Origin of the sequence: Delftia sp. SD018, from assembly GCF_017355445.1 — a bacterium.
In the GTDB taxonomy this organism is placed as follows: domain Bacteria; phylum Pseudomonadota; class Gammaproteobacteria; order Burkholderiales; family Burkholderiaceae_C; genus Comamonas; species Comamonas acidovorans.
Genome location: NZ_JADDRN010000017.1, coordinates 64,048 through 82,833, shown reverse-complemented (window position 1 = coordinate 82,833; position 18,786 = coordinate 64,048). Strand labels below are relative to the sequence as shown.

The following is an 18,786-nucleotide window of genomic DNA, read 5'->3' as shown; positions in this document are numbered from 1 at the left end:
TTCGGGCCATGAATCCTCCACCCGTTTCTGTTGCCGCGTTGCAAGCCTGCCTGGTGCAGGCTGTGCGTGGCTCGGAGGCGCTGATCCTGCGGCTGCTGCAGCGCACGGCGCATGCCATGGAGCAGGCCGACCAGCCGGGCTCCGGCCTGCCGCGCCGCGCTGAAATCCCCGAGGCACTGGAGCTGCTGGCCCGCCACCGGGCGCCCATGCTCAAGGGCTATGGGCGGGCGCTGCTGGAATGCTTTGGTCAATCCGGCGGCGCTGCTGTCTGGCCCCCTGTGCCTGGCATGTCCGGTGCGTCCGGTGTGCCCGGCACCACCGATTTCGCCTCCCTCTCCCTCCTGGACGACTCCGTGCTGCAGTCGCAGCTGGCCCACCAGCGCCTGCTGCAGCATGTGGCGCCGCAGGTGGAGATCGCGCTGGCCGAGCTCGATGCCCTGGTCAGCGCCGTCCAGGGCCTGGACCGTGTCCAGCCCGAACGCAATCCGCTGCGGCCCCACAGCTATGTGCAGGCGCTGCAGCGCGTGATCGACGACACCGGGGTGGACCCCGGCTCCGCCGCCTGCTGGCTGGGCTTCATGCGCGAGCACCTGGGTGCGCTGCTGGTGTCCGAGTACGGCCATATCGCCCAATCCCTGCGTGACAAGGGGGTGCAGCCTGCGGCCTATGGCCTGGCGCCGGTACAGGCCCCTTCGCCCGAGGCGGGACGCCGCCATTCCGACCTGCCGGGGCAAAGCCGCTGGCGGGCACCTTCCCACTATGGCGATGCCGTGGCCCAGAGCCGCGCCTATGGCTCCTTTGGCCAGCAGGCCCAGGAAGATGAGCTGACGCGGCGCCTGGTGGCGGCCCTGCTGTCCGATCCACGCTGGATGGATTCGCACCGCGAGGCGCCCGCTGCGGCGCCTTCTTCCATGTTGGCGCTGGCCCACACATCCGCCTATTCCGTGCCCGGGCAGTTTGCGCCGGCCATGGACGGCGCAAGCCGCCTGCAGACCACCGCCTGGCAGGGCAGCGAGACGGCACCCACCGTGCTGGCGGCGCTGCCCGAAGGCTGGACTTCGCTGAGCTGCATGGCGCTGGAGTCCGTGCAGCACCACTCGGCCCAGCTGGAGCAACTGATGCAGGCGCTGCAGCCGCCCGAGCAGCAGGAGCCCGCACCCGGCGTGCGCGCCGACGACGGCGCCGCGCTGCACACCCTGCAGCGCATGATGCGTTTCATGGCAGCCGACACGCGCCTGCTGCCTTCCGTGCAGCGCACCGTGGGCCGTCTGGAGCCGCTGCTGCAGCAGCTGGTGGTCCAGGACGCGCGCTTTTTTGAAGACCGCAGCCACCCCGCGCGCCAGCTGCTTGATGAGCTGACGGCACGCAGCCTGTGGTTCGACAGTGAATCCGCGCCGGGCTACGGTCAATTCCTGCAGGTGGCCGATTCCGCCGCCATGCGGCTGGCGGCCCTGCAGCGTGCCGATGCGTCGGCCTTTGCCACGGTGCTGCAGCAGCTGCGCGACGGTTGGGGCGGCAGCGGCATGCAGCCCGTGGGTCCTGGCGAAATGCCGGAAGGCGGCACGGTGACCGGGCCTGTCTCGGCTGCGCTCAGGCATGTGGAAAGGCGGGGCGTGGACCCGCGCTGGCCCGAAACCGCCATGCCCAGGGCCGAGCAGATCGCAGCCGCCATCCGGCGCCTGCCCAGCGCCCAGGGCGTGCCCGATGACATTCTGGAATTCGCCACGGGACCCTGGGCTGAAGTGATCGCCAGCGTTCAGGAACCCGTGGACGGCAGCGAGGCCCGGGACCCCGGCGGCTATCTGGCCCTGGTGCCCAGCCTGCTGTGGAGCGTGTCAGCCCATGCGGGCCGTGATACCGACCGCCTGGTGGCGCTGGCACCCCGGCTGCAGGCCCGGCTGCGCGCCGGCCTGCGCAGCGTGGGGCGTACGGAAGAGGAAATCCAGGCCTTTGCCGCGCGCCTGGCCGGCCTGCACCAGGACGCGCTGGATGCCGGTGTGGTCCGCCAGCCCATAGAGAGCGTGGACATTTATCTGGACTCCGTACCGCCGACCATCTACGGGTCGGACTCGGTGCTGGCATCCCTGTCTTCCTCCACTGGTGCGGCAACGCTTGGCCAGACAACGCCCGGCTCCCTGGCGGGCCGTCTGCCGCAGTCGTTGTTTGGCGTGGCGGCCTCCCTGCCGGTGCCGCTCGATGTGCGGCAGCCGATGGCGGACGATATCGGCGCGCTGACCGAGCAGGACCTGGAACTGCCCGAGGCGCTGCAGGATGAGCTGCCGGCCACCCCGGCTGCACAAGCGCCGCAGGCCCTTGCTGGGCTTGCGGGGCAGGCTGCGTTGGCCGTTGGCGAAGCCGCCCCAATGCCTGCCGAGCCCGCGCTGCCCCTGGAGCCACCGCCGCCGGTGGTTCCCGTGGTGTCCGAAGACTGGGCGCTGGGCACCTGGGTGGAACTGTCCAATGCCCGGCAGTGCATCCGCACCCAGCTGACCTGGGTCAGCCCGCAGCAGACGCTGTTCCTGTTCACGGCCACCGATGGCAGCACCCAGTCCATGACGCGCCGCATGCGCGACAAGCTGCTGGCGCAAGGGCAACTGCGGCGCGTGGACTGAGGCGCCTGCCGCACCTGCCTTTGCATCTCCCACCTGCCGGACATGCGCCGGCGCCGATGGGGACGAATCGTGCCCAATTCGGGCCTTGCGGAGGTTGAGGTCTGAGGCCTGTCAAAAAGACAATGTCCTGCATCGGTGCGCTCCGGATCACGGGGCGCATCACCGAATAGACCCACCAGCAGGAGACAGGAATCATGGCGCGTTTGAGGATAGGCATCGTCGGAGCAGGCATTGGCGGACTGGCGGCAGCCAATGCGCTGCACCAGGCAGGGCATGAAGTATTGGTGTTCGAGCAAAGCCGGCAGTTTCTGCGCGTGGGCGCGGACATCAACCTCACGCCCAATGCCGTGCGCGCCCTCGATGGCCTGGGCGCCGACATTGCCGCCGCCGTGCGCGCCAGCGCCGCCCGGCCCACGCACCGCATCAGCCGCAACTGGGACACGGGCGAGGAAACCTCGCGCCTGACCATGGGTGACGAGGCCGAGCGCAAGTACGGCGCCCCGCAGTTGACCATCCACCGCGCCGATCTGCTGGCCGCGCTGGCCGATGCCTTTCCGCTGGACCAGGTGCAGTTGGGCAAGCGTGCCAGCCAGATCACGCAGGCGGGGCAAGGCGTGGACATCGCCTTCACCGATGGCAGCGAAGTGGCCGGGCTGGACGCACTCATTGGCGCGGACGGCATCCACTCCGTGGTGCGCGCGGCCCTGTTCGGCGCCGAGAGCCCGCGCTTCACGGGTGTGGTGGCCTTCCGCGCGGTGGTGCCCACCGAGCGCGTGCGCCATGTGCCCGACATCCAGGCCTTCACCAAATGGTGGGGCGCCACGCCGCAAAGCCAGATCGTGACCTTTCCTCTGAACCAGGGGCGCGACACCTTCATCTTCGCCACCACGGCCCAGGATTCCTGGCACGAGGAATCGTGGACCACGCCCGGCAGCGTCGAGGAGTTGCGCGGCTTCTACGCCGATTTCCATCCCGATGCCCGGGCGCTGCTCGACGCCTGCGATGGCGTGCTCAAGACCGCGCTGTACGAGCGCGATCCCCTGCCGGCCTGGTCGCAGGACCGCATCACGCTGCTGGGCGATGCCTGCCACCCGATGATGCCCTTCATGGCCCAGGGTGCAGGCATGGCCATCGAAGACGCCGTGGTGCTGGCCCGCAACCTGGATGCCGCCCCGGGTCCGCAGCAGGTGCCCGAGGTCCTGGCGCGCTACCAGGCCATGCGCATGCAGCGCACCAGCGAGATCCAGATCGGCTCGCGCGGCAACAACTGGCTGCGCGCCGGTGGCAATGCCGATGGTGTCTACGGCTACGACGCCTGGGCGGTTGCGCTGCAGGCCTGAACCCGGTCAGGGCCGGCAGGCGGCCAGCTCCCTGGCGCAGGGCAGCTCCAGCCCTTCGGCCGTGGTCAGCGACTGCGCGGCCAGCACGGCGCGCACCGTGGCCAGGGCCACGGCCTCGGCGGCCATAGCGGACAGGGTCAGCATGCCCAGCGAGTGCTCGGCCAGGCCCGTGCCCAGGGCGAACAATGTGTCGCCATCGCTCATGGTGTGCACGGGGCGTATGGCGCGTGCCAGGCCGTCATGGGATACCACGGCCAGGCGCTGGGCCTGGACCTTGGTGATGCGTGCATCGGTGGCAATCACGCCGATGGTGGTGTTGGTGCCTGCCAGCAGCGGCCGGGGCTCTTCGCCGCGCAGCAGGGCACGGCAGGTGTCGTGCAGCTGGCGGCCATCGGGGCTGCGCGCGCCGGCCAGCAGCGCGCCGCTGTGGGGGTCGACCACATCGCCCACGGCATTGCAGGCGATCAGCGCGCCCACGGTGACGCCATGCACGGTGAGCGAGGCCGTGCCAATGCCACCCTTCATGGCGCGATCCATGCCGAAGACCTTGCCCACGCAGGCGCCCATGCCGGCGCCCACATTGCCCTCGGCAGGCCGCGCGGCGCTGGCGGCCTGGCAGGCCGCATGGCCGGCATCGGCACCCGGGCGGATGCGGCTGTCGCCCACCGCCAGGTCGAACAGCACGGCGGCCGGCACGATGGGCACGCGGCCCACGCCCACATCCAGCCCAATGCCCTGCTCATCGAGCCAGCGCATGGCGCCGCTGGCCGCGTCCAGCCCCCATGCGCTGCCGCCCGAGAGCATGACGGCATGCACCTGCTGCACCAGGTTGGAAGGATGCAGCAGGTCGGTCTCGCGCGTGCCGGGGGCGGCGCCACGCACATCGCAGCCCCCCACGGCACCGCCGCGCGCCAGCACGACGGTGCAGCCCGTGGGCCGGCGGGCATCGGTGTGGTGGCCTACCTCGATGCCCTGTACGCGGGTGATGGAGCCGGGGTCTGAGTCGGTGCTTGGCATGCGCTGCTCTGCTCGGTGATGGACAGGCCTTCACCTTAGCCGAAACGGCAGCCCTGCACCCCGTCTTCAGCGCAGCACTTCCAGCTGCGTGACCACGAAGGCGCCCTGGTCCTGCTCGGCGCGAAAGCGCACCTTGTCGCCGGCCTTGAGGGCGGGCTCGGGTGCAGCCACGCGCAGCTGGAAGACCATGGTCATGGGCGGCATGCCCAGGTTCTTGAGTTCGCCGTGGCGCAGCGTGACCTTGCTGGTGCGAGCATCCCAGCGCGTGACCTCGCCTTCGCTGAGGTCCTGGCTGGCGGCGGCAGGTGCGGTTTCTGCAGATTGCGCGCCATGCGCCGCATGGTCGTGGGCCGTGGCCTGGGCACCGGCCCAGGCCGGGATCAGCGCGGCGGCAAGGGCCAGGCGCACGGCAAGGGCGGTACGGGACGTACGGGAAACAAGGAGGGCTGTGTTGTGCATGGTGTGCTCCGGGGTTCAGCGGTAGCTGGTGAAGGTACGGGTGGAAACGTCGCTGTTCATGAGGTTCTTGGTGATCAGCAGCACCTCGTAGGGGTCCTTGCGGCCGCCGTACTCGGGGCCGTCCATGCCGGGGCTGCCCACGGGCATGCCGGGCACGGCAATGCCCAGCGCCTTGGGCTTTTGCTTGAGCAGCTTGTGCACGTCGGCCGCAGGCACATGGCCTTCGAGCGCATAGCCTTCGACCAGGGCCGTGTGGCAGGAGCCCAGGCGCGCCGGAATGCCCAGCCGGGCGCGCACGGCGCTGTTGCCGGTGTCGTGCACGGTGACGGCAAAGCCGTTTTGCTCCATGTGCACCACCCAGTCCTGGCAGCAGCCGCAGTTGGGGTCCTTCCAGACCTCGACGGGGATGCGGGTGCTGGGTGCTTCTTTGGGCGCCGTGGGTGCAGCCGCCCACAGCGAAGGGGCGGCGAATGCCGTGCAGGCCAGGGCCATGCGGCGCAGCGCACTGCGGCGCGGGTGGGCGGATGCCATGCGTTCATGTTTCATGGGGTGCTCCTGAAAGGGGGGAAGAAGTGGCGCGCTCATTGCGTCACCGTGATGGTTCCGCGCATTCCGGCCTGGTAGTGGCCGGGGATGAGGCAGGCAAAGTCGAAGCTGCCTTCGCGGTTGAAATTCCAGACCAGGTCGCCGGATTTGCCGGGCGAGACATGGGCCATGTAGGGCTCGCCGTGCTCCATGGTGGGGAACTTGAGCATCATCTGCGCGTGCTCGTCCAGCGAGGCCGGCGTGCCCAGCACGATCTCGTGCATGACCTGGCCCTTGTTGGCCACGCGCAGGCGCACCGTCTCGCCGCGCTTGACGCTGATGCGCTCTGGCGTGAAGCGCATGTTGTCGCTCATGTCCAGGGTGATGGTGCGCCGGGCGGCCGAGGCATCGCCGGCAATGCCCCAGGGCTTTTGCTCCTTGACCGCGGCGGTCTTGGGAGCGTCATCGTGGGCTTCGCTGCCATGGGCGAAGACGGCAGCGGGGCCGGCGAGCAGTGCGGTGGCGAGGAGGAGGGCAAAGGTGTTCATGAGGTGCTCCTTGGATGGCATCAGTGGTGCTCATGGCCCGCACCGGGCTTGCGCACGCTGGGTGCGCCGGGGGACTGGCCGGGCGTGGTCTGGCGCGGTGCGGAGGCTTCGGCCGCCGGCCCCTTCCATTCATAGGCCACGCTGCCCTTGGGGTGGGTGAACCAGCCCGGGTCGCCGTAGTCGTTGGCGCCCAGCTGCTCGCGCACCTTGAGGGTGGTGAACATGCCGCCCATCTCGATGGGGCCGAAAGGGCCCGTGCCCGTCATCATCGGGAAGGTGTTGTCGGGCAGGGGCATTTCCATGGAGGCCATGTCGCCCATGCCGCGCTCGCCCATGACCATGTAGTCGGGCACGATCTTCTGGATCTTGCCGACCAGGCCCCGGTGGTCCACGCCGATCATGGTCGGCGTGTCATGCCCCATGGCGCCCATGGTGTGGTGGCTCTTGTGGCAGTGCAGGGCCCAGTCGCCCAGCTCGTCGGCGATGAACTCCACCTGGCGCATCTGGCCCACGGCCACGTCGGTGGTCACCTCGGGCCAGCGAGCGGACCGGGGCACGGGGCCGCCGTCGGTGCCCGTGACCTCGAATTCGTGGCCGTGCAGGTGGATGGGGTGGTTGGTCATGGTCAGGTTGCCCACGCGCAGGCGCACCCGGTCGCCGCGCCTGGCGACGACGGGGCTGATGGCGGGGAACACCCGGCTGTTGAAGGTCCAGATGTTGAAGTCCGTCATCTCGGCCACGCGCGGCGTCATGGAGCCGGGCTCCACGTCGTAGGCCGACAGCAAGAAGGCGTAGTCGCGCTGGACCTCGGCGATCTGCGGATGGGCCGCCTTCGGATGCGTGATCCACAGGCCCATCATGCCCATGGCCATCTGCACCATCTCGTCGGCATGCGGGTGGTACATGAAGGTGCCGGGGCGGCGCGCCGTGAACTCGTAGACGAAGGTCTTGCCGGGCGGGATGTGCGGCTGGGTCACGCCGCCCACGCCGTCCATGCCGTTGGGCAGGCGCTGTCCGTGCCAGTGCACGGTGGTGTGCTCGGGCAGGCGGTTGGTCACGAAGATGCGGACCTTGTCGCCTTCCACGACCTCGATGGTCGGTCCCGGGCTCTGGCCGTTGTAGCCCCACATGTTGACGAAGAAGCCCGGTGCCACCTCGCGCACCACGGGCTCGGCCACCAGGTGGAATTCCTTGACGCCTGCGTTCATGCGCCAGGGCGTGGTCCAGCCGTTGAGCGTGACCACGGGGCGGTAGGGGCGGCCGTTGGGCGGTGCCAGCGGGGCGGCGGTTTCGGCCGAGGACTGGGTCGCTGCCTCGGGCAGGGCGGCCAGGGCCACGCGGCTGACGGCGGCGCTGGAGACGGCGGCCACGGCCGCGCCGGTGAAGAAGTTGCGGCGGTTCATGTCAGTGGCTCGCTGTGTTCGTGGGAATGGGTGCGGCGGCGCTGGATGCGGCCTCGACCGTGCCTGGCGAGGTTCCGGCCAGAGCCAGCTGCAGGTCGGTGTCGGCCAGCCAGAAGTCGCGCTGGGCGTCGGTGGCGGTGGCCACGGCCTGGGCGCTGTTGCGGGCCTCGGCCAGCAACTCCCAGACGCTGACAAACATGCCGTTGTAGCGGAGCATGGTTTCGTCCTGGATGAAGCGGCGCAGCGGCAGCACCTCGGCCTGCTGCTGGTGGGCCAGGTCCCAGGCCGTGCGGTAGCGCATCCAGCTGCTGCGCGCCTCGGCCCGCGCCTGGATGGCGCCTTGCTGCAGTTGGGCCGCGCTGCGCTGGACCTCGGCGCGCGCGCGGCCGCTGGCGGCGCCACCCCAGTCGAACAGCGGCAGGGGCAGGTCGATCTCCCAGCCGCGTGTCACATCGCTGTGGCCGGTGGCCCGGTCCGTGGCGGTGTTGCGGTTGTAGCCCAGGCCGATGTCGCCGAACATGGCTCCCAGGCGTGCCCAGCCACGGCGCTCGGCCAACTGATCCAGGTCGCGGCGCAGGGCGCGCAGGTCCAGGCGCTCGCGCAGCGCGGTGGCCTCGGCATCGTCCCCGGAGCGCAACTGCGTGGCGGCCTGCGGGATGGCGGGCAACTGGTCGGGCAGCTTGAAATCGATGCGCCGTCCCCACAGGCCCATCAGACGGGCCAGTTGCTCATGCTCTGCCGTGGCGGCCAGGCGCGCACGCGCCAGCTGGGCTGCGGTGTCCTGCTGGATGCTGAGCTCGCGTGCCTGCTGCAGCCGGCTGAAGTTGCCCACGCGGGCCATGCGGCGCGCCAGCTCGGCACCGGCCTCGGCCGCCTCGTGCATGCGCTCGCTGGACGCCAGCTGCTGGCGTGCGGCCACGGCGCGCAGCCAGGCGCGGCGCGTGTCGGCGGCCAGCCGCAGCACATCCTGCGCGGCGGTCAGGGTGGCCTGTTCCATCTGCATGCCCTGCCAGCGGCTGCGCCAGGGCAGGGTGATCAGGCTGACCAGGCCGAAGCTCAGCTGGCGCTCGATCTCGCGCTCGTCGCTGTTGACCATGCGGCCCAGGGCCAGCGTGGGGTTGGGCAGGGTCAGGGCCTGAACGCGTTCGGCATCCTGCACGCCCAGTTGCGCCAGGCGCGCCTGCAGGCCGGGGTTGTTGAGCAGTGCGATGCGCACGGACTGGTCCATGTCCAGCGGCTGGCGCAGCCACTCGTCGATGCGCTGCTGCGCCGCGTCGCGGGCCTGCAGATCGGTTGGCGGCAGCTGGGCGCCGTCCGGCAGGCGGCTGGCGGTATGGGATTGGACCGCGCCGCGCAGGCCGTCGGGCGAGATGCTGGCGCAGCCGGCCAGGACCAGCACGGCAGCCATGGCGCCGACCAGCCGGGTGGGGGCGAAGAGGGTGCGCTTCATGGCCGGCCTCCGTGCTGCATGTGAGAGCCGTGCGGAGACGGCGCAGGCGTGGATCGGCCGCCCTGGGCGGCTTCCCAGCGCAGGATGTCCATATGGCCGTTGGGAAACTCGGCCACGGCCGCATTGGCCTGGCGCCAGTCGGTCAGCTCGGTTTCCACGGCGCCACTGGCCGGCAGCGGGGCATGGCGCAGCGGCAGGCTGGCCGCAGCCGGATCGATGGCGCCGGTCAGGCCTGCGGAGGAAGAGGCCGGGGGGTGGCTGCCGTCATGGGCTTGGGCCCAGGCAGCGGGGCTGGATGCGGCAAGGGCCGCCAACCCGAATTGGATAAGGGGGACGAGAAAATGCGCTCGGCGCATGGTGTTCTCCTGAATGCGAAACGGACAACGCATCCGCGGCCAGACGCCCCGCCATGCCCGCAAGCGGGCTGCCCATGAAGGGGCGGCAGGGATGGCGCGGACGCACTTCGGGCGTCAGGCTTCAGGAAATGGGTGGCTTGATGGCCTGCAGCTTGGCCGCGCTGGCAAAGCGCGCGCTGCCTTGGGGGCGCAGTGCGGCGGACGGCGCTGCGCCGTCCGAACCGATCTGGCCAGGGGTGAAAAGGGCCGAATGGCAGATGCCGCACAGGGTGCAGCTGGGCCCATGTTCATGTTCGCCGCAGCTGCCGCCCGCAGGGCCACCGGCCTGGGGAGCGCAGGCTGCACTGTGCTCGGCGTGTGATGCGTGATCCGGGCCGTGATCTGCGGCGTGCGCCGCGTGATGCTGCTCGGGGCTGTCCGGCGACTGCGTGATTTCCAGAGCGATTTCGGGCGCGTGGTGGTGGAGTGCCGACGCCGGAGCCAACGCTGGCGCAGATGCGGCAGCCGGCGCCAGGGCCGACATGACCGGCGCAGCCCCCATGGCCATGGCGTCGCCCAGCAGGCCCCGAAGGACCAGCAGCAAGACCAGGACAATGGACAAGGGGCGGCGCATAGGTTTGGATGATACCGGACGGCGGCGCGAAGTTCCTCAGGCGCGTGGGCTTTGCCGGGGCGTGTGGCGCGTGGCGCGCAGGGCCTCGGCGATCAGGGCCGATACGGCGGGCGGCATGTCCATGGGCAGGGTGGCCGGCACCGTGGCGCGGCCTGTGTTGCCGCGCGGCAGCCGGTCCAGCAGGTGGCCTGCAGGCACCAGGGCCAGGCGCAGCAACTGGCCTGCCACCTCCCCGCCATCGCGCAGCTGCAGCGCATGGCGCAGCATCCAGCAGTGGGATCGCCAGTGCAGGCCCAGCAGCTGCTGGCCCAGCACATGGCTGGCCTCCAGCAGCAGCCAGCGCTGTGCGGGCGCCTGGTCCTGGCTTGAACGGAAGCTGTGCAGCAGGTGGGTGAAGGCGGCGCGGCGCTGGGCGTCGGTCATGCCGCCTCCCTGTCGCTGCCCCAGCGGCGCAGCCGCAGGCCGTTGGCGACCACCAGCAGGCTCACGCCCATGTCCGCCAGCACGGCCAGCCACATGCTGGCGTTGCCGGCCAGTGCCAGTGCGAAGAACACCAGCTTGACGCCCAGCGACAGGGCAATGTTCTGCCAGAGCACGGCGTGGGCGCTGCGTGACAGCTCCACCACTTCGGGCAGGCGGCGCAGGTCGTCGTTCATCAGCACCACGTCGGCGGTTTCCATGGCCATGCCCGTGCTGTGCATGCCGCCCATGGCAAAGCCGATGTCGGCCTGGGCCAGTGCCGGTGCGTCGTTGATGCCGTCGCCCGTCATGGCGGTGGGGCCGCGTGTGCGCTGCAGCTCGGCCAGTGCGTCGAGCTTGTCCTGGGGCAGCAGGCCGCCGCGCGCATCCTGGATGCCGGCTTCGGCAGCGATGGAGCGCACGGTGGCCGTGTTGTCGCCGCTGAGCACCACGGGCTGTACGCCCAGGGCCTGCAGGCGTGCCACGGCCTCGCGGGCCTGGGGCCGCAGCGGGTCGGCCACGGCGAACAGGGCCCGCACGCCGCTGCTGTCGGCCAGCAGGGTCACGGTGCGGCCCTGGGCCTCATGGGTGGCCAGGCTGGCACGCAGCGCGGCGCTGTCCCAGCCTTGCTCCTGCACCCAGCGCAGGTTGGCCAGGGTCCAGAGCTGGCCGTCGATCTCGGCCTGCACGCCACGGCCCGGCAGGGCCAGCAGCTTGCTGACCGAGGCCCGTGCGGCATCGGCGGCCACGGCGGCATCGGCCTGGAGGCCGGAAGCAATGGCGCGCGAGACCGGGTGGTCCGAGCGGCCGGCCAGGGCCAGGGCGTATGCGGCGGGCTGGCTGGAGTCCTGGGCCGCGTCTTCTTCGCTCCAGGATTTCCATTCGACCAGCTTCGGGCTGCCCGTGGTCAGCGTGCCGGTCTTGTCCAGGGCAATGGCGCGCAGCTTGCGCGCCGATTCCAGCGCCTGGCCGCCCTTGATCAGCAGGCCGCGGCGTGCCGCGGCCGTGAGCGCGCTGACCACGGTGACGGGAGTGGACAGCACCAGGGCGCAGGGGCAGGAGATGACCAGCAGGGCCAGCGCCTGGTAGGCCGCGTCATGCCAGCTCCAGTCCATGACCAGCGGTGCCAGCACCGCCAGCGCAATGGCCAGCACCAGCACGATGGGCGTGTAGACGGCAGCAAAGCGGTCGACGAAGCGCTGGGTGGGCGCCTTGGAGGCCTGGGCCTGCTCCACGGCATGGACGATGCGCGCAATCAGGCTGTCATTGGCCGCCGAGGTGACGCGCATCTGCAGCTCGCCATCCTGGTTGATGCTGCCGGCGTAGAGCTCGTCGCCCGGGGCCTTGTCGGCCAGGGCGCTTTCTCCGGTGATGGGCGCCTGGTTGACCGAGCTTTGGCCTCGCAGGACCACGCCGTCCAGCGGCACGCGCGCGCCGGGGGCCACGCGCACGGTGGCGTCCAGCGCCACGTCGGCGGCGGCCACGCGCTGCACGCTGCCGTCGGGCTGGAGCACGTCGGCCGTCTCGGGCGCCATCTGCAGCAGGCTGCGGATGGCATTGCGCGCGCGGTCCATGGCCTGGTCCTCGATGCGCTCTGCCGCGGCGTACAGGGCCATGACCATGGCGGCCTCGGGCCACTGGCCGATGGCGAAGGCACCCGTGACGGCAATGGCCATCAGCGCATGGATGCCCAGCTTCAGGCGCAGCACGTCGCGGATGCCGGCCTTGTAGACGCCCAGGCCCGACAGGGCAATGGCCAGCACGGCCACGGCCATGCCGCCGTATTGCAGGGCAGGCACGCCGCCCTGGGAGCCGCTGAACCAGTGGGCGGCTTCGGCCAGCACGGCTGCAATCAGCGCGGCCGTGATGCGCGGCCAGCCGGGCAGCACGCTGTGGTCGTGGCCGGCATGGGGATCGCTCTCGTCGTGACCGTGGTCATGGTCGTGGTCATGGGCGTGATCGTGGCCATGGCCCTCGCCATGCGCATGCGAGTGGCCTTGCGGCTTCTTGCGGGCCGGCGTGGGCTGGGTGATGGTGAAGGGCGCGCAGCAATCGGTGCCGCAGGCGGAAGACGGCGAAGTCGAGGCGGGCTTGGAAAGGGCTGGGGAGGCTTTCAGGGCCTCGTTGCCCTGAGGGCTTGGCAGGCGATTGGAGTTCATGCGAGCATTGGAAACGGTGAAGTCACTTCAAGGTCAAGCATGTCAAAGCATGAATCTGCGCGCTGGCGCATCGGCGAGGCGGCCAAGCGTTCCGGCGTGGCCGCCGCCAACATCCGCTACTACGAGAAGGAAAGGCTGCTCAGTGCAGGCGTGCGCGAGGACAACCAGTACCGGCTGTACAGCGACAGCGATGTGCACCGGCTGCGCTTCATCCGCCTGTGCCGCGCCATGGACATGTCGCTGGACGAGGTCCGCACCCTGCTGGCGCTGGACGGCGCCAGCAAGGCCGACTGCGTGGCCGCCAACGAAACCCTGGATGCGCACCTGGGCCATGTGCGCGAGCGCCTGGCCGAGCTGCGCGCGCTGGAGCATGAGCTGATGCAGCTGCGCAGCCAGTGCGACGGGTCGGACAGCTACTGCCATCTGATCGAGGCCCTGCACGCCCAGGCCGACGAACCGCTGGCACCCGCCCTGGGCAGCTCCGGCGCCAAGCGCCATGTGTAGCGCCGTCCGCAGCCGCCTGTCTTGCGCCGGCGTCCGACGGACCGTCCCGGTACGGCTCGCTATCATCGCCCGATGAGCCTCAGCCACGCAGCCCTGTCCCTTCCCGATCGCATCTGGGCGGCGCTGCGCGACCATGCGCTGGCCTGGTGGCGCAGCGTCTACCTGGGCGCCGTGCTGCTGGTGCTGGCCATGTCCCCTTCCAGCTACCGGCGCGGCGCACGGCGTGCCATGGCGCACCAGATCTATGTGCAGACCGGCCCCATCCTGCTGGGTTTCACGGCTCTGGCGGCGCTGTTGTGCGCGGTGATCACGCGCATCGTCATCGTCACGGCGCTGAGCTATGGGCTGTCGCGCTATGCGCTGGAGATGGTGGTGCGTGTGCTGGTGATCGAGCTGATCCCGCTGACGGCCGCGCTGTTCGTGGCCATGCGCTGCACCATTCCCAACGGCACGCTGATTGCGCAGCTGCGCGCACGGGGCCAGCTCCAGGCCTGGCAGGAGCGCGGCTCCGACCCGCTGCGCATGGCCTTGGTGCCGCGCGCCGCCGGTGGCGTGTTCGCCTCGGTCACGCTGGCCGTGCTCAGCTGCGTGGTGGCCCTGGTCACCGTCTACCTGAGCGTCTATGGCTTCACGCTGGCGGGCCTGCCCGGCTACACGCGCATCTTCGGCCAGATCTTCACGCCGGCCGTGACCCTGGTCTTCGTGCTCAAGACCTGGTTCTTCAGCCTCACCGTGGCCATCATGCCCATGGCCTCGGGCCTGTATGCGCCGCTGCGGCGCCACCGGCTGGGCGGCGCGGCACTGGGCGGCTTTGCGCGCATGTTTGCCGTGCTGCTGGTGATCGAGGTGATCTCGCTCATGGGCAACTATTACTGAGCACGTCCGCTGAACTCCACGAACCCCACATGCACGGCAAGGCCCGTGCCAGAACAAGGAATGCCATGACCGATACGCGGCGCACGCCGCCAGACCCCTGGGACGGCGAGGAAATCGAGGCCCTCAAACCCGTGGCGCACCTGCGCGCCAAGGCGGCTGGCCTGCTGCTGTTCACGCTGGTGCTGATTCTTGGATCGGCCCTGTACCTGCTGTACTCGCGCGGCGTGTTCGACGCCACGCAGCGCCTGGTGCTCACGGCCGACGACTCCGAGGGCGTGAGCGTGGGCATGGACATGACCTTCTCGGGCTTTCCGATCGGGCGCGTGCGCCGCATCGAACTGGCCGAGGACGGCAATGTGCGCATCCTCATCGACGTGCCGCGCAAGGACGCGCACTGGCTGCGCGAGTCCAGCGTCTTCACCCTGGTCAAGGGGCTGGTGGGCGGCACCACCATCAAGGCCTACAGCGGCATCCTCAGCGATCCGCCGCTGCCCGACGAGGCCGTGCGCCCCGTGCTGCGCGGCGATGCCACGGCCGAGCTGCCGCAGATCATGTCCACGGCCAAGGAAGTGCTGGGCAACATCGCCCAGCTCACCGCGCCGGACTCGGCCCTGGGCGGGTCGCTGACCGAGCTGCGCGGCCTGGCCGGCCGGGCCCAGGGGCCGGGCGGCGTGCTGGGCGTGGTCATGGGCAGCGAGCAGGAGGCGCGCAAGGTGACGGCCCTGCTGGACCGCGCCAACGCCACGCTGGCCCGCATGGAGCGCATGGTGGCGCGGGCCGACAGCCAGGTGTTCGACGCCGGCGGCGTCATGCCCGAGGTGCGTTCCACCGTGGTGCAGCTCAACGGCCTGCTGGCCGATACGCGCCGCACGCTGGGCAAGGTGGACGCCGTGCTGGCCGAGGCCCAGGCCGTGGGCTCCAATGCGCGCGAGGCCACGGCCGACCTGGGCGCCCTGCGCGCCGAGGTCGAGGGCAACCTGCGCCGCCTGGAAGGCGTGCTGGCCGACCTGCAGCGCAAGTGGCCGTTTGCCCATCAACCGGAGTTGAAGCTGCCATGAGTGCTGCCGCCAAGAAACTTTCTGCCGCAACCCTCCTGGCGCGCCAGGCCGCCGCCGGCGCCGTGCTGACCCTGGTGCTGGCCGGCTGCAGCAGCCGCCCGCCCGCACCTGACTGGGCGCTGAATGCCGAATCGGCTTCGCAACGCGCATCCACCGCCTACCTAGAAGGCCGCCAGCGCGTGCAGGCCATGGAATGGGACAAGGCCCGCGCCGAGGTGGCCGCTACGGGCCGCACCGACCTGGCCGCACGTCTGGAGCTGATGCGCTGCGCGGCCCAGGTGGCCAGTCTCGAATGGGACGACTGCCCCGGCTACCAGGCGCTGGCGCTTGATGCTGCGCCGGCCGAGGCCGCCTATGCGCGGTATCTGCAAGGCAGGCCCCGGCCCGAAGACATTGCGCTATTGCCAGAATTACAGCGCCCCGTGGCACAGGCGGTGCTGGGCGGGTCTGCGCCGGCGCTGGCCGCCGTGAGCGCCATCAAGGAGCCGCTGCCCCGGCTGGTGGCGGCTGGCGCGGCCTTGCGGGCGGGTGCGGCACAGCCGCAGTTGCTGGAGCTGGGTGCCGAAACCGCCTCGGCCCAGGGCTGGCGCCGTGCGGTGATGGCCTGGCTGCTGCTGCAGGCCAGGGCCCATGATCAGGCGGGCGAGGTGGACAAGGCCCAGGCCGTCAGGCGCAGGCTGTCGCTGCTGGAGAAGACGGCCAGCGGTGGGGGTGCATCGGCCGGCAAATGAAAACAGCGCCAGTCCGAAAGGGATGGCGCTGGGCAGGCATTTGCAGGCGTTTGCGGGGCTTACATCGACGACAGCAGGGCGCCCGGGTCTTTTTGCAGCAAGGTGTCTGCGGCCGGGGCGGCGCTGTCCAGCCAGAAGGTGGCAACGCTGGCGGCTACGGCAAGCACGACCGTGGCGGTGAAGGCGATGAAGGGATGACGTCCGAAGGGGCTGGGTCTGCGCATGGTGGACCTCCTGTCTGGCAGCGCAGGCAGAGCATTGGGCTGGGCCTGGACTCCATTGCACACCGGATTGCGCAGCGCGGCTGTCGGACAATCGCTTTCTCTCTTGACGTTTGTAAAAAACTGCTGAGAGAAAATTTCTATCGACTTTCAAGAGGCCGAAAAAAAGCGAGGCAGAGCCTCGCTGAAAGTTCGGGACGTAAGTCCCTGGCCCGTGCTGGCAGGCCAGGCGTCGCCTTAGAAACGGTGGCGGATACCCGCGATCAGGCTGGTGCCCGACTTCAGGTCCGTGATGCGGTCGTGCATCAGCACGGTGTACACATCGGTGCGCTTGGACAGGTAGTGGTCGTAGCCCAGGCTGGCCGTGGTGCGCGTGGAGTCCACGGCGCCGATCTCGGCCTTGGTGCGGGCCAGGGCTGCCTTGATGGTGCCGGCGCTGGTCACGGGCACGTCCAGGCCCAGCGAGTAGGTGCTGTTCTTGCGGTCCAGATCCTTGACCTTGGCCTGGCCGTAGGTTGCGTACAGCTTGGCCACTTCGAAGTTGTAGGTGCCGCCCAGCATCCAGTCGGTCTTGGTGGGCATCACGGCCAGGCTCACGGGGTTGCTGATCTGGGCGCGCTCGTAGAAGGCCACCAGGCTCAGGGGGCCGCCGAAGTACATGGCGTTCACGCCGATGTTCTTCTTGCCGGAATCGCCGCCCTTTTCACCGAACTGGTAGTGGACGTTGGCCTGCAGGCCGCCGAACTTGGGCGTGGTGTAGACGACCTGGTTGCTCCAGCCGGTGTCGGACGGCGTGGTCAGGTTGGCCGAGCCCCAGGCTGTCGTGCCCACGTTGGCGTGCAGCACCAGCGGGGAGATGGTGAAGGAGTCGCCGAAGGGGTTGGTCAGGATGGTGGGCAGGAAGTTGGGCGCCATGCCGCGGCCCAGGCGCACCGTGCCGAAGCCGCCGGACAGGCCGACGTTGGCATCGCGCGAGAAGTACGGGTCACCATCGAAACGGCCGGGGCTGCCAGTGTCCACACGCATGAAGGCCGTCAGCTGGAAATCGACCTTCAGGCCGCCGCCCAGGTCTTCCTGGCCCTTCATGCCCCACCAGGAGGTGGTCATGCCGCCCGAACCCACGACACCCTTGCCGCTGGCGTCGCCAGCCATGCGCATGGAGCCGGCATAGGCGTCCACCAGGCCAGTCAGCTGGACCGAGCTTTGGGCGTGTGCAGCGCCGGCGCAGGCCAGTGCAGCGGCCAGTGCGATGAAGGAACGTTTCATGTTGAGGAGTCTTTCATTGTTGGAGAGTGGAAACGGGTGGCCAGTGCTGTGACCGGGGCAGACGATGAACCAATCGCCCGGGCTGGGCTACGTGGCAAACCTGGGACAGTGGCGTTTTCGCATCAGGGGCGGGCTGGCGTCGGCACGTCTTTGCGGCCTGTGTGCAAGGCAGTCTTGACTGGCTAAGCCGCGTATTACAACGCATCCCAGCCATTGCACCGGCCATAAAGTGGTGTCTTTGACACAGTTATGACGAAACTTAATTTGTGTTTTGCACTCTCGCGGCTTGAACACTGCCGTGCACTGGGATGGGGCCGGGGCACCAGGGCTGTGCAGCAGGTCGTTGCAAGAGGGCTCAAAGGTCAATTCAGGGCTCCTTGTTCGTCGGTTGGGCGGTGGATTTGTGCCTGTTGCCAGGCCTTTGGCTGCAACTGATTGCAAACAGCGTGCCAGCTTGCAACCCGGCCATGGACCAGGCATGGGCCCCATGAGCCGGGCATTTGCTTCCAGACGTGTCAGACTCGCGCCCATGTCCGAATCCACCCTGCTCGTTGCCGATGACCACCCGCTGTTCCGCGCCGCGGTGATCCATGTGCTGCGCGAGGCCCTGCCGCAGTTCGCCGTGCTGGAGGCCGCAAGCGCCGCCACGCTGGGCGCGGCGCTGCAGCAACACCCCGAGATCGAGCTGGTGCTGCTGGACCTGGCCATGCCGGGGGCGCGCGGTTTCTCGGCGCTGCTGCATGTGCGCGGCGAGTACCCCGATGTTCCGGTGGTGGTGATTTCCTCCAACGACCATCCGCGCGTGATCCGCCGTGCGCAGCAGTTCGGTGCCGCGGGCTTCATTCCGAAATCGGCGCCGGCCGAGGCCATAGGCACGGCCCTGCAGGAAGTGCTGGACGGCGGCAGCTGGTTCCCGCCCATGGCCGCCGAGCGCTCCGAGGCCGACGCCGCGCTGGCCGCGCGGCTGGCCCAGCTCACGCCCCAGCAGTTCCGCGTGCTGCTGTGCCTGGCCGATGGCCTGCTCAACAAACAGATCGCCCACGAGCTGGGGCTGGCCGAGAACACCGTCAAGGTGCATGTGACGGCCATTCTCAAGAAGCTGGAGTGCTACAGCCGCACGCAGGCGGCCGTGCTGGTCAAGAGCCTGGAGAACGACGGCACGGTCTGAGCGCCATGCCCTGCCGTGCCA

The 18,786-nt window shown here is 69.7% G+C and carries 19 protein-coding genes; 7 read left to right on the top strand and 12 right to left on the bottom strand.

Annotated features, from left to right (window positions below):
• Positions 1-8 precede the first annotated feature (8 nt).
• Together INR38_RS17665 and INR38_RS17660 are read left to right on the top strand one after the other, a co-directional pair.
• Positions 9-2,612, top strand: coding sequence for a DUF1631 family protein (locus INR38_RS17665; RefSeq protein WP_207443084.1), 2,604 nt, complete (start codon positions 9-11; stop codon positions 2,610-2,612).
• A 194-nt stretch (positions 2,613-2,806) separates the two neighbouring features.
• A complete protein-coding gene (locus INR38_RS17660; protein ID WP_207443083.1) occupies positions 2,807-3,952 on the top strand; it encodes an FAD-dependent monooxygenase in 1,146 nt (381 codons plus the stop codon).
• 6 nt (positions 3,953-3,958) lie between these two features.
• Here the strand turns inward: INR38_RS17660 and INR38_RS17655 are convergent, their stop codons facing one another.
• From INR38_RS17655 to INR38_RS17610, 10 genes are all read right to left on the bottom strand, one after another.
• Positions 3,959-4,969, bottom strand: coding sequence for a P1 family peptidase (locus INR38_RS17655; RefSeq protein ID WP_034392050.1), 1,011 nt, complete (start codon positions 4,967-4,969; stop codon positions 3,959-3,961).
• A gap of 66 nt (positions 4,970-5,035) precedes the next feature.
• The gene (locus INR38_RS17650; RefSeq protein WP_013803097.1) at positions 5,036-5,428 is read right to left on the bottom strand and encodes a copper-binding protein; all 393 of its coding nucleotides are present in this window, start codon (positions 5,426-5,428) and stop codon (positions 5,036-5,038) included.
• Between the two features lie 15 nt (positions 5,429-5,443).
• Complete coding sequence (locus INR38_RS17645; RefSeq protein ID WP_065346266.1) at positions 5,444-5,974, bottom strand: DUF411 domain-containing protein; 531 nt, start codon at positions 5,972-5,974, stop codon at positions 5,444-5,446.
• Between the two features lie 35 nt (positions 5,975-6,009).
• A complete protein-coding gene (locus INR38_RS17640) occupies positions 6,010-6,501 on the bottom strand; it encodes a cupredoxin family protein (RefSeq protein WP_012204757.1) in 492 nt (163 codons plus the stop codon).
• Positions 6,502-6,521: 20 nt separating this feature from the next.
• Positions 6,522-7,904, bottom strand: a complete 1,383-nt coding sequence (locus INR38_RS17635; protein WP_088165228.1) for a copper oxidase — start codon at positions 7,902-7,904, stop codon at positions 6,522-6,524.
• A gap of 1 nt (position 7,905) precedes the next feature.
• Complete coding sequence (locus tag INR38_RS17630) at positions 7,906-9,354, bottom strand: TolC family protein (protein ID WP_207443082.1); 1,449 nt, start codon at positions 9,352-9,354, stop codon at positions 7,906-7,908.
• A complete protein-coding gene (locus INR38_RS17625) occupies positions 9,351-9,710 on the bottom strand; it encodes a hypothetical protein (RefSeq protein WP_063326562.1) in 360 nt (119 codons plus the stop codon). The genes INR38_RS17630 and INR38_RS17625 overlap by 4 nt, the downstream gene beginning before the upstream one ends.
• Before the next feature lie 121 nt (positions 9,711-9,831).
• Positions 9,832-10,311, bottom strand: coding sequence for a hypothetical protein (locus INR38_RS17620; RefSeq protein WP_224986015.1), 480 nt, complete (start codon positions 10,309-10,311; stop codon positions 9,832-9,834).
• A gap of 48 nt (positions 10,312-10,359) precedes the next feature.
• Entirely contained in the window at positions 10,360-10,746 is a 387-nt protein-coding gene (locus INR38_RS17615; protein WP_012204762.1) for a DUF3703 domain-containing protein, read from the bottom strand.
• Positions 10,743-12,941, bottom strand: coding sequence for a cation-translocating P-type ATPase (locus tag INR38_RS17610; protein WP_207443080.1), 2,199 nt, complete (start codon positions 12,939-12,941; stop codon positions 10,743-10,745). Before INR38_RS17610 ends, INR38_RS17615 begins: the two co-directional genes overlap by 4 nt.
• Positions 12,942-12,980: 39 nt before the next feature.
• Here INR38_RS17610 and INR38_RS17605 point away from each other — a divergent pair, with 39 nt between their 5' ends.
• The 4 genes from INR38_RS17605 to INR38_RS17590 all read left to right on the top strand — a co-directional run bounded on the left by INR38_RS17605 (position 12,981) and on the right by INR38_RS17590 (position 16,110).
• Positions 12,981-13,445, top strand: a complete 465-nt coding sequence (locus tag INR38_RS17605; protein ID WP_207443079.1) for a Cd(II)/Pb(II)-responsive transcriptional regulator — start codon at positions 12,981-12,983, stop codon at positions 13,443-13,445.
• Between the two features lie 72 nt (positions 13,446-13,517).
• A complete protein-coding gene (locus tag INR38_RS17600) occupies positions 13,518-14,321 on the top strand; it encodes an ABC transporter permease (protein WP_012204765.1) in 804 nt (267 codons plus the stop codon).
• 65 nt (positions 14,322-14,386) lie between these two features.
• Positions 14,387-15,379: an MlaD family protein gene (locus INR38_RS17595; protein ID WP_013803088.1), complete on the top strand. Its 993-nt coding sequence runs from the start codon at positions 14,387-14,389 to the stop codon at positions 15,377-15,379.
• Positions 15,376-16,110, top strand: coding sequence for a hypothetical protein (locus tag INR38_RS17590; RefSeq protein WP_207443078.1), 735 nt, complete (start codon positions 15,376-15,378; stop codon positions 16,108-16,110). Before INR38_RS17595 ends, INR38_RS17590 begins: the two co-directional genes overlap by 4 nt.
• Positions 16,111-16,169: 59 nt before the next feature.
• Here INR38_RS17590 and INR38_RS17585 read toward each other — a convergent pair whose 3' ends face one another.
• Positions 16,170-16,334 (bottom strand): hypothetical protein, encoded by a 165-nt coding sequence (locus INR38_RS17585; RefSeq protein ID WP_013803086.1) that lies wholly within the window; start codon positions 16,332-16,334, stop codon positions 16,170-16,172.
• Positions 16,335-16,568: 234 nt separating this feature from the next.
• Positions 16,569-17,597: a porin gene (locus tag INR38_RS17580; RefSeq protein WP_013803085.1), complete on the bottom strand. Its 1,029-nt coding sequence runs from the start codon at positions 17,595-17,597 to the stop codon at positions 16,569-16,571.
• 529 nt (positions 17,598-18,126) lie between these two features.
• Here INR38_RS17580 and INR38_RS17575 point away from each other — a divergent pair.
• Entirely contained in the window at positions 18,127-18,765 is a 639-nt protein-coding gene (locus tag INR38_RS17575) for a response regulator transcription factor (RefSeq protein WP_034392075.1), read from the top strand.
• The last annotated feature ends 21 nt before the right edge of the window (positions 18,766-18,786 follow it).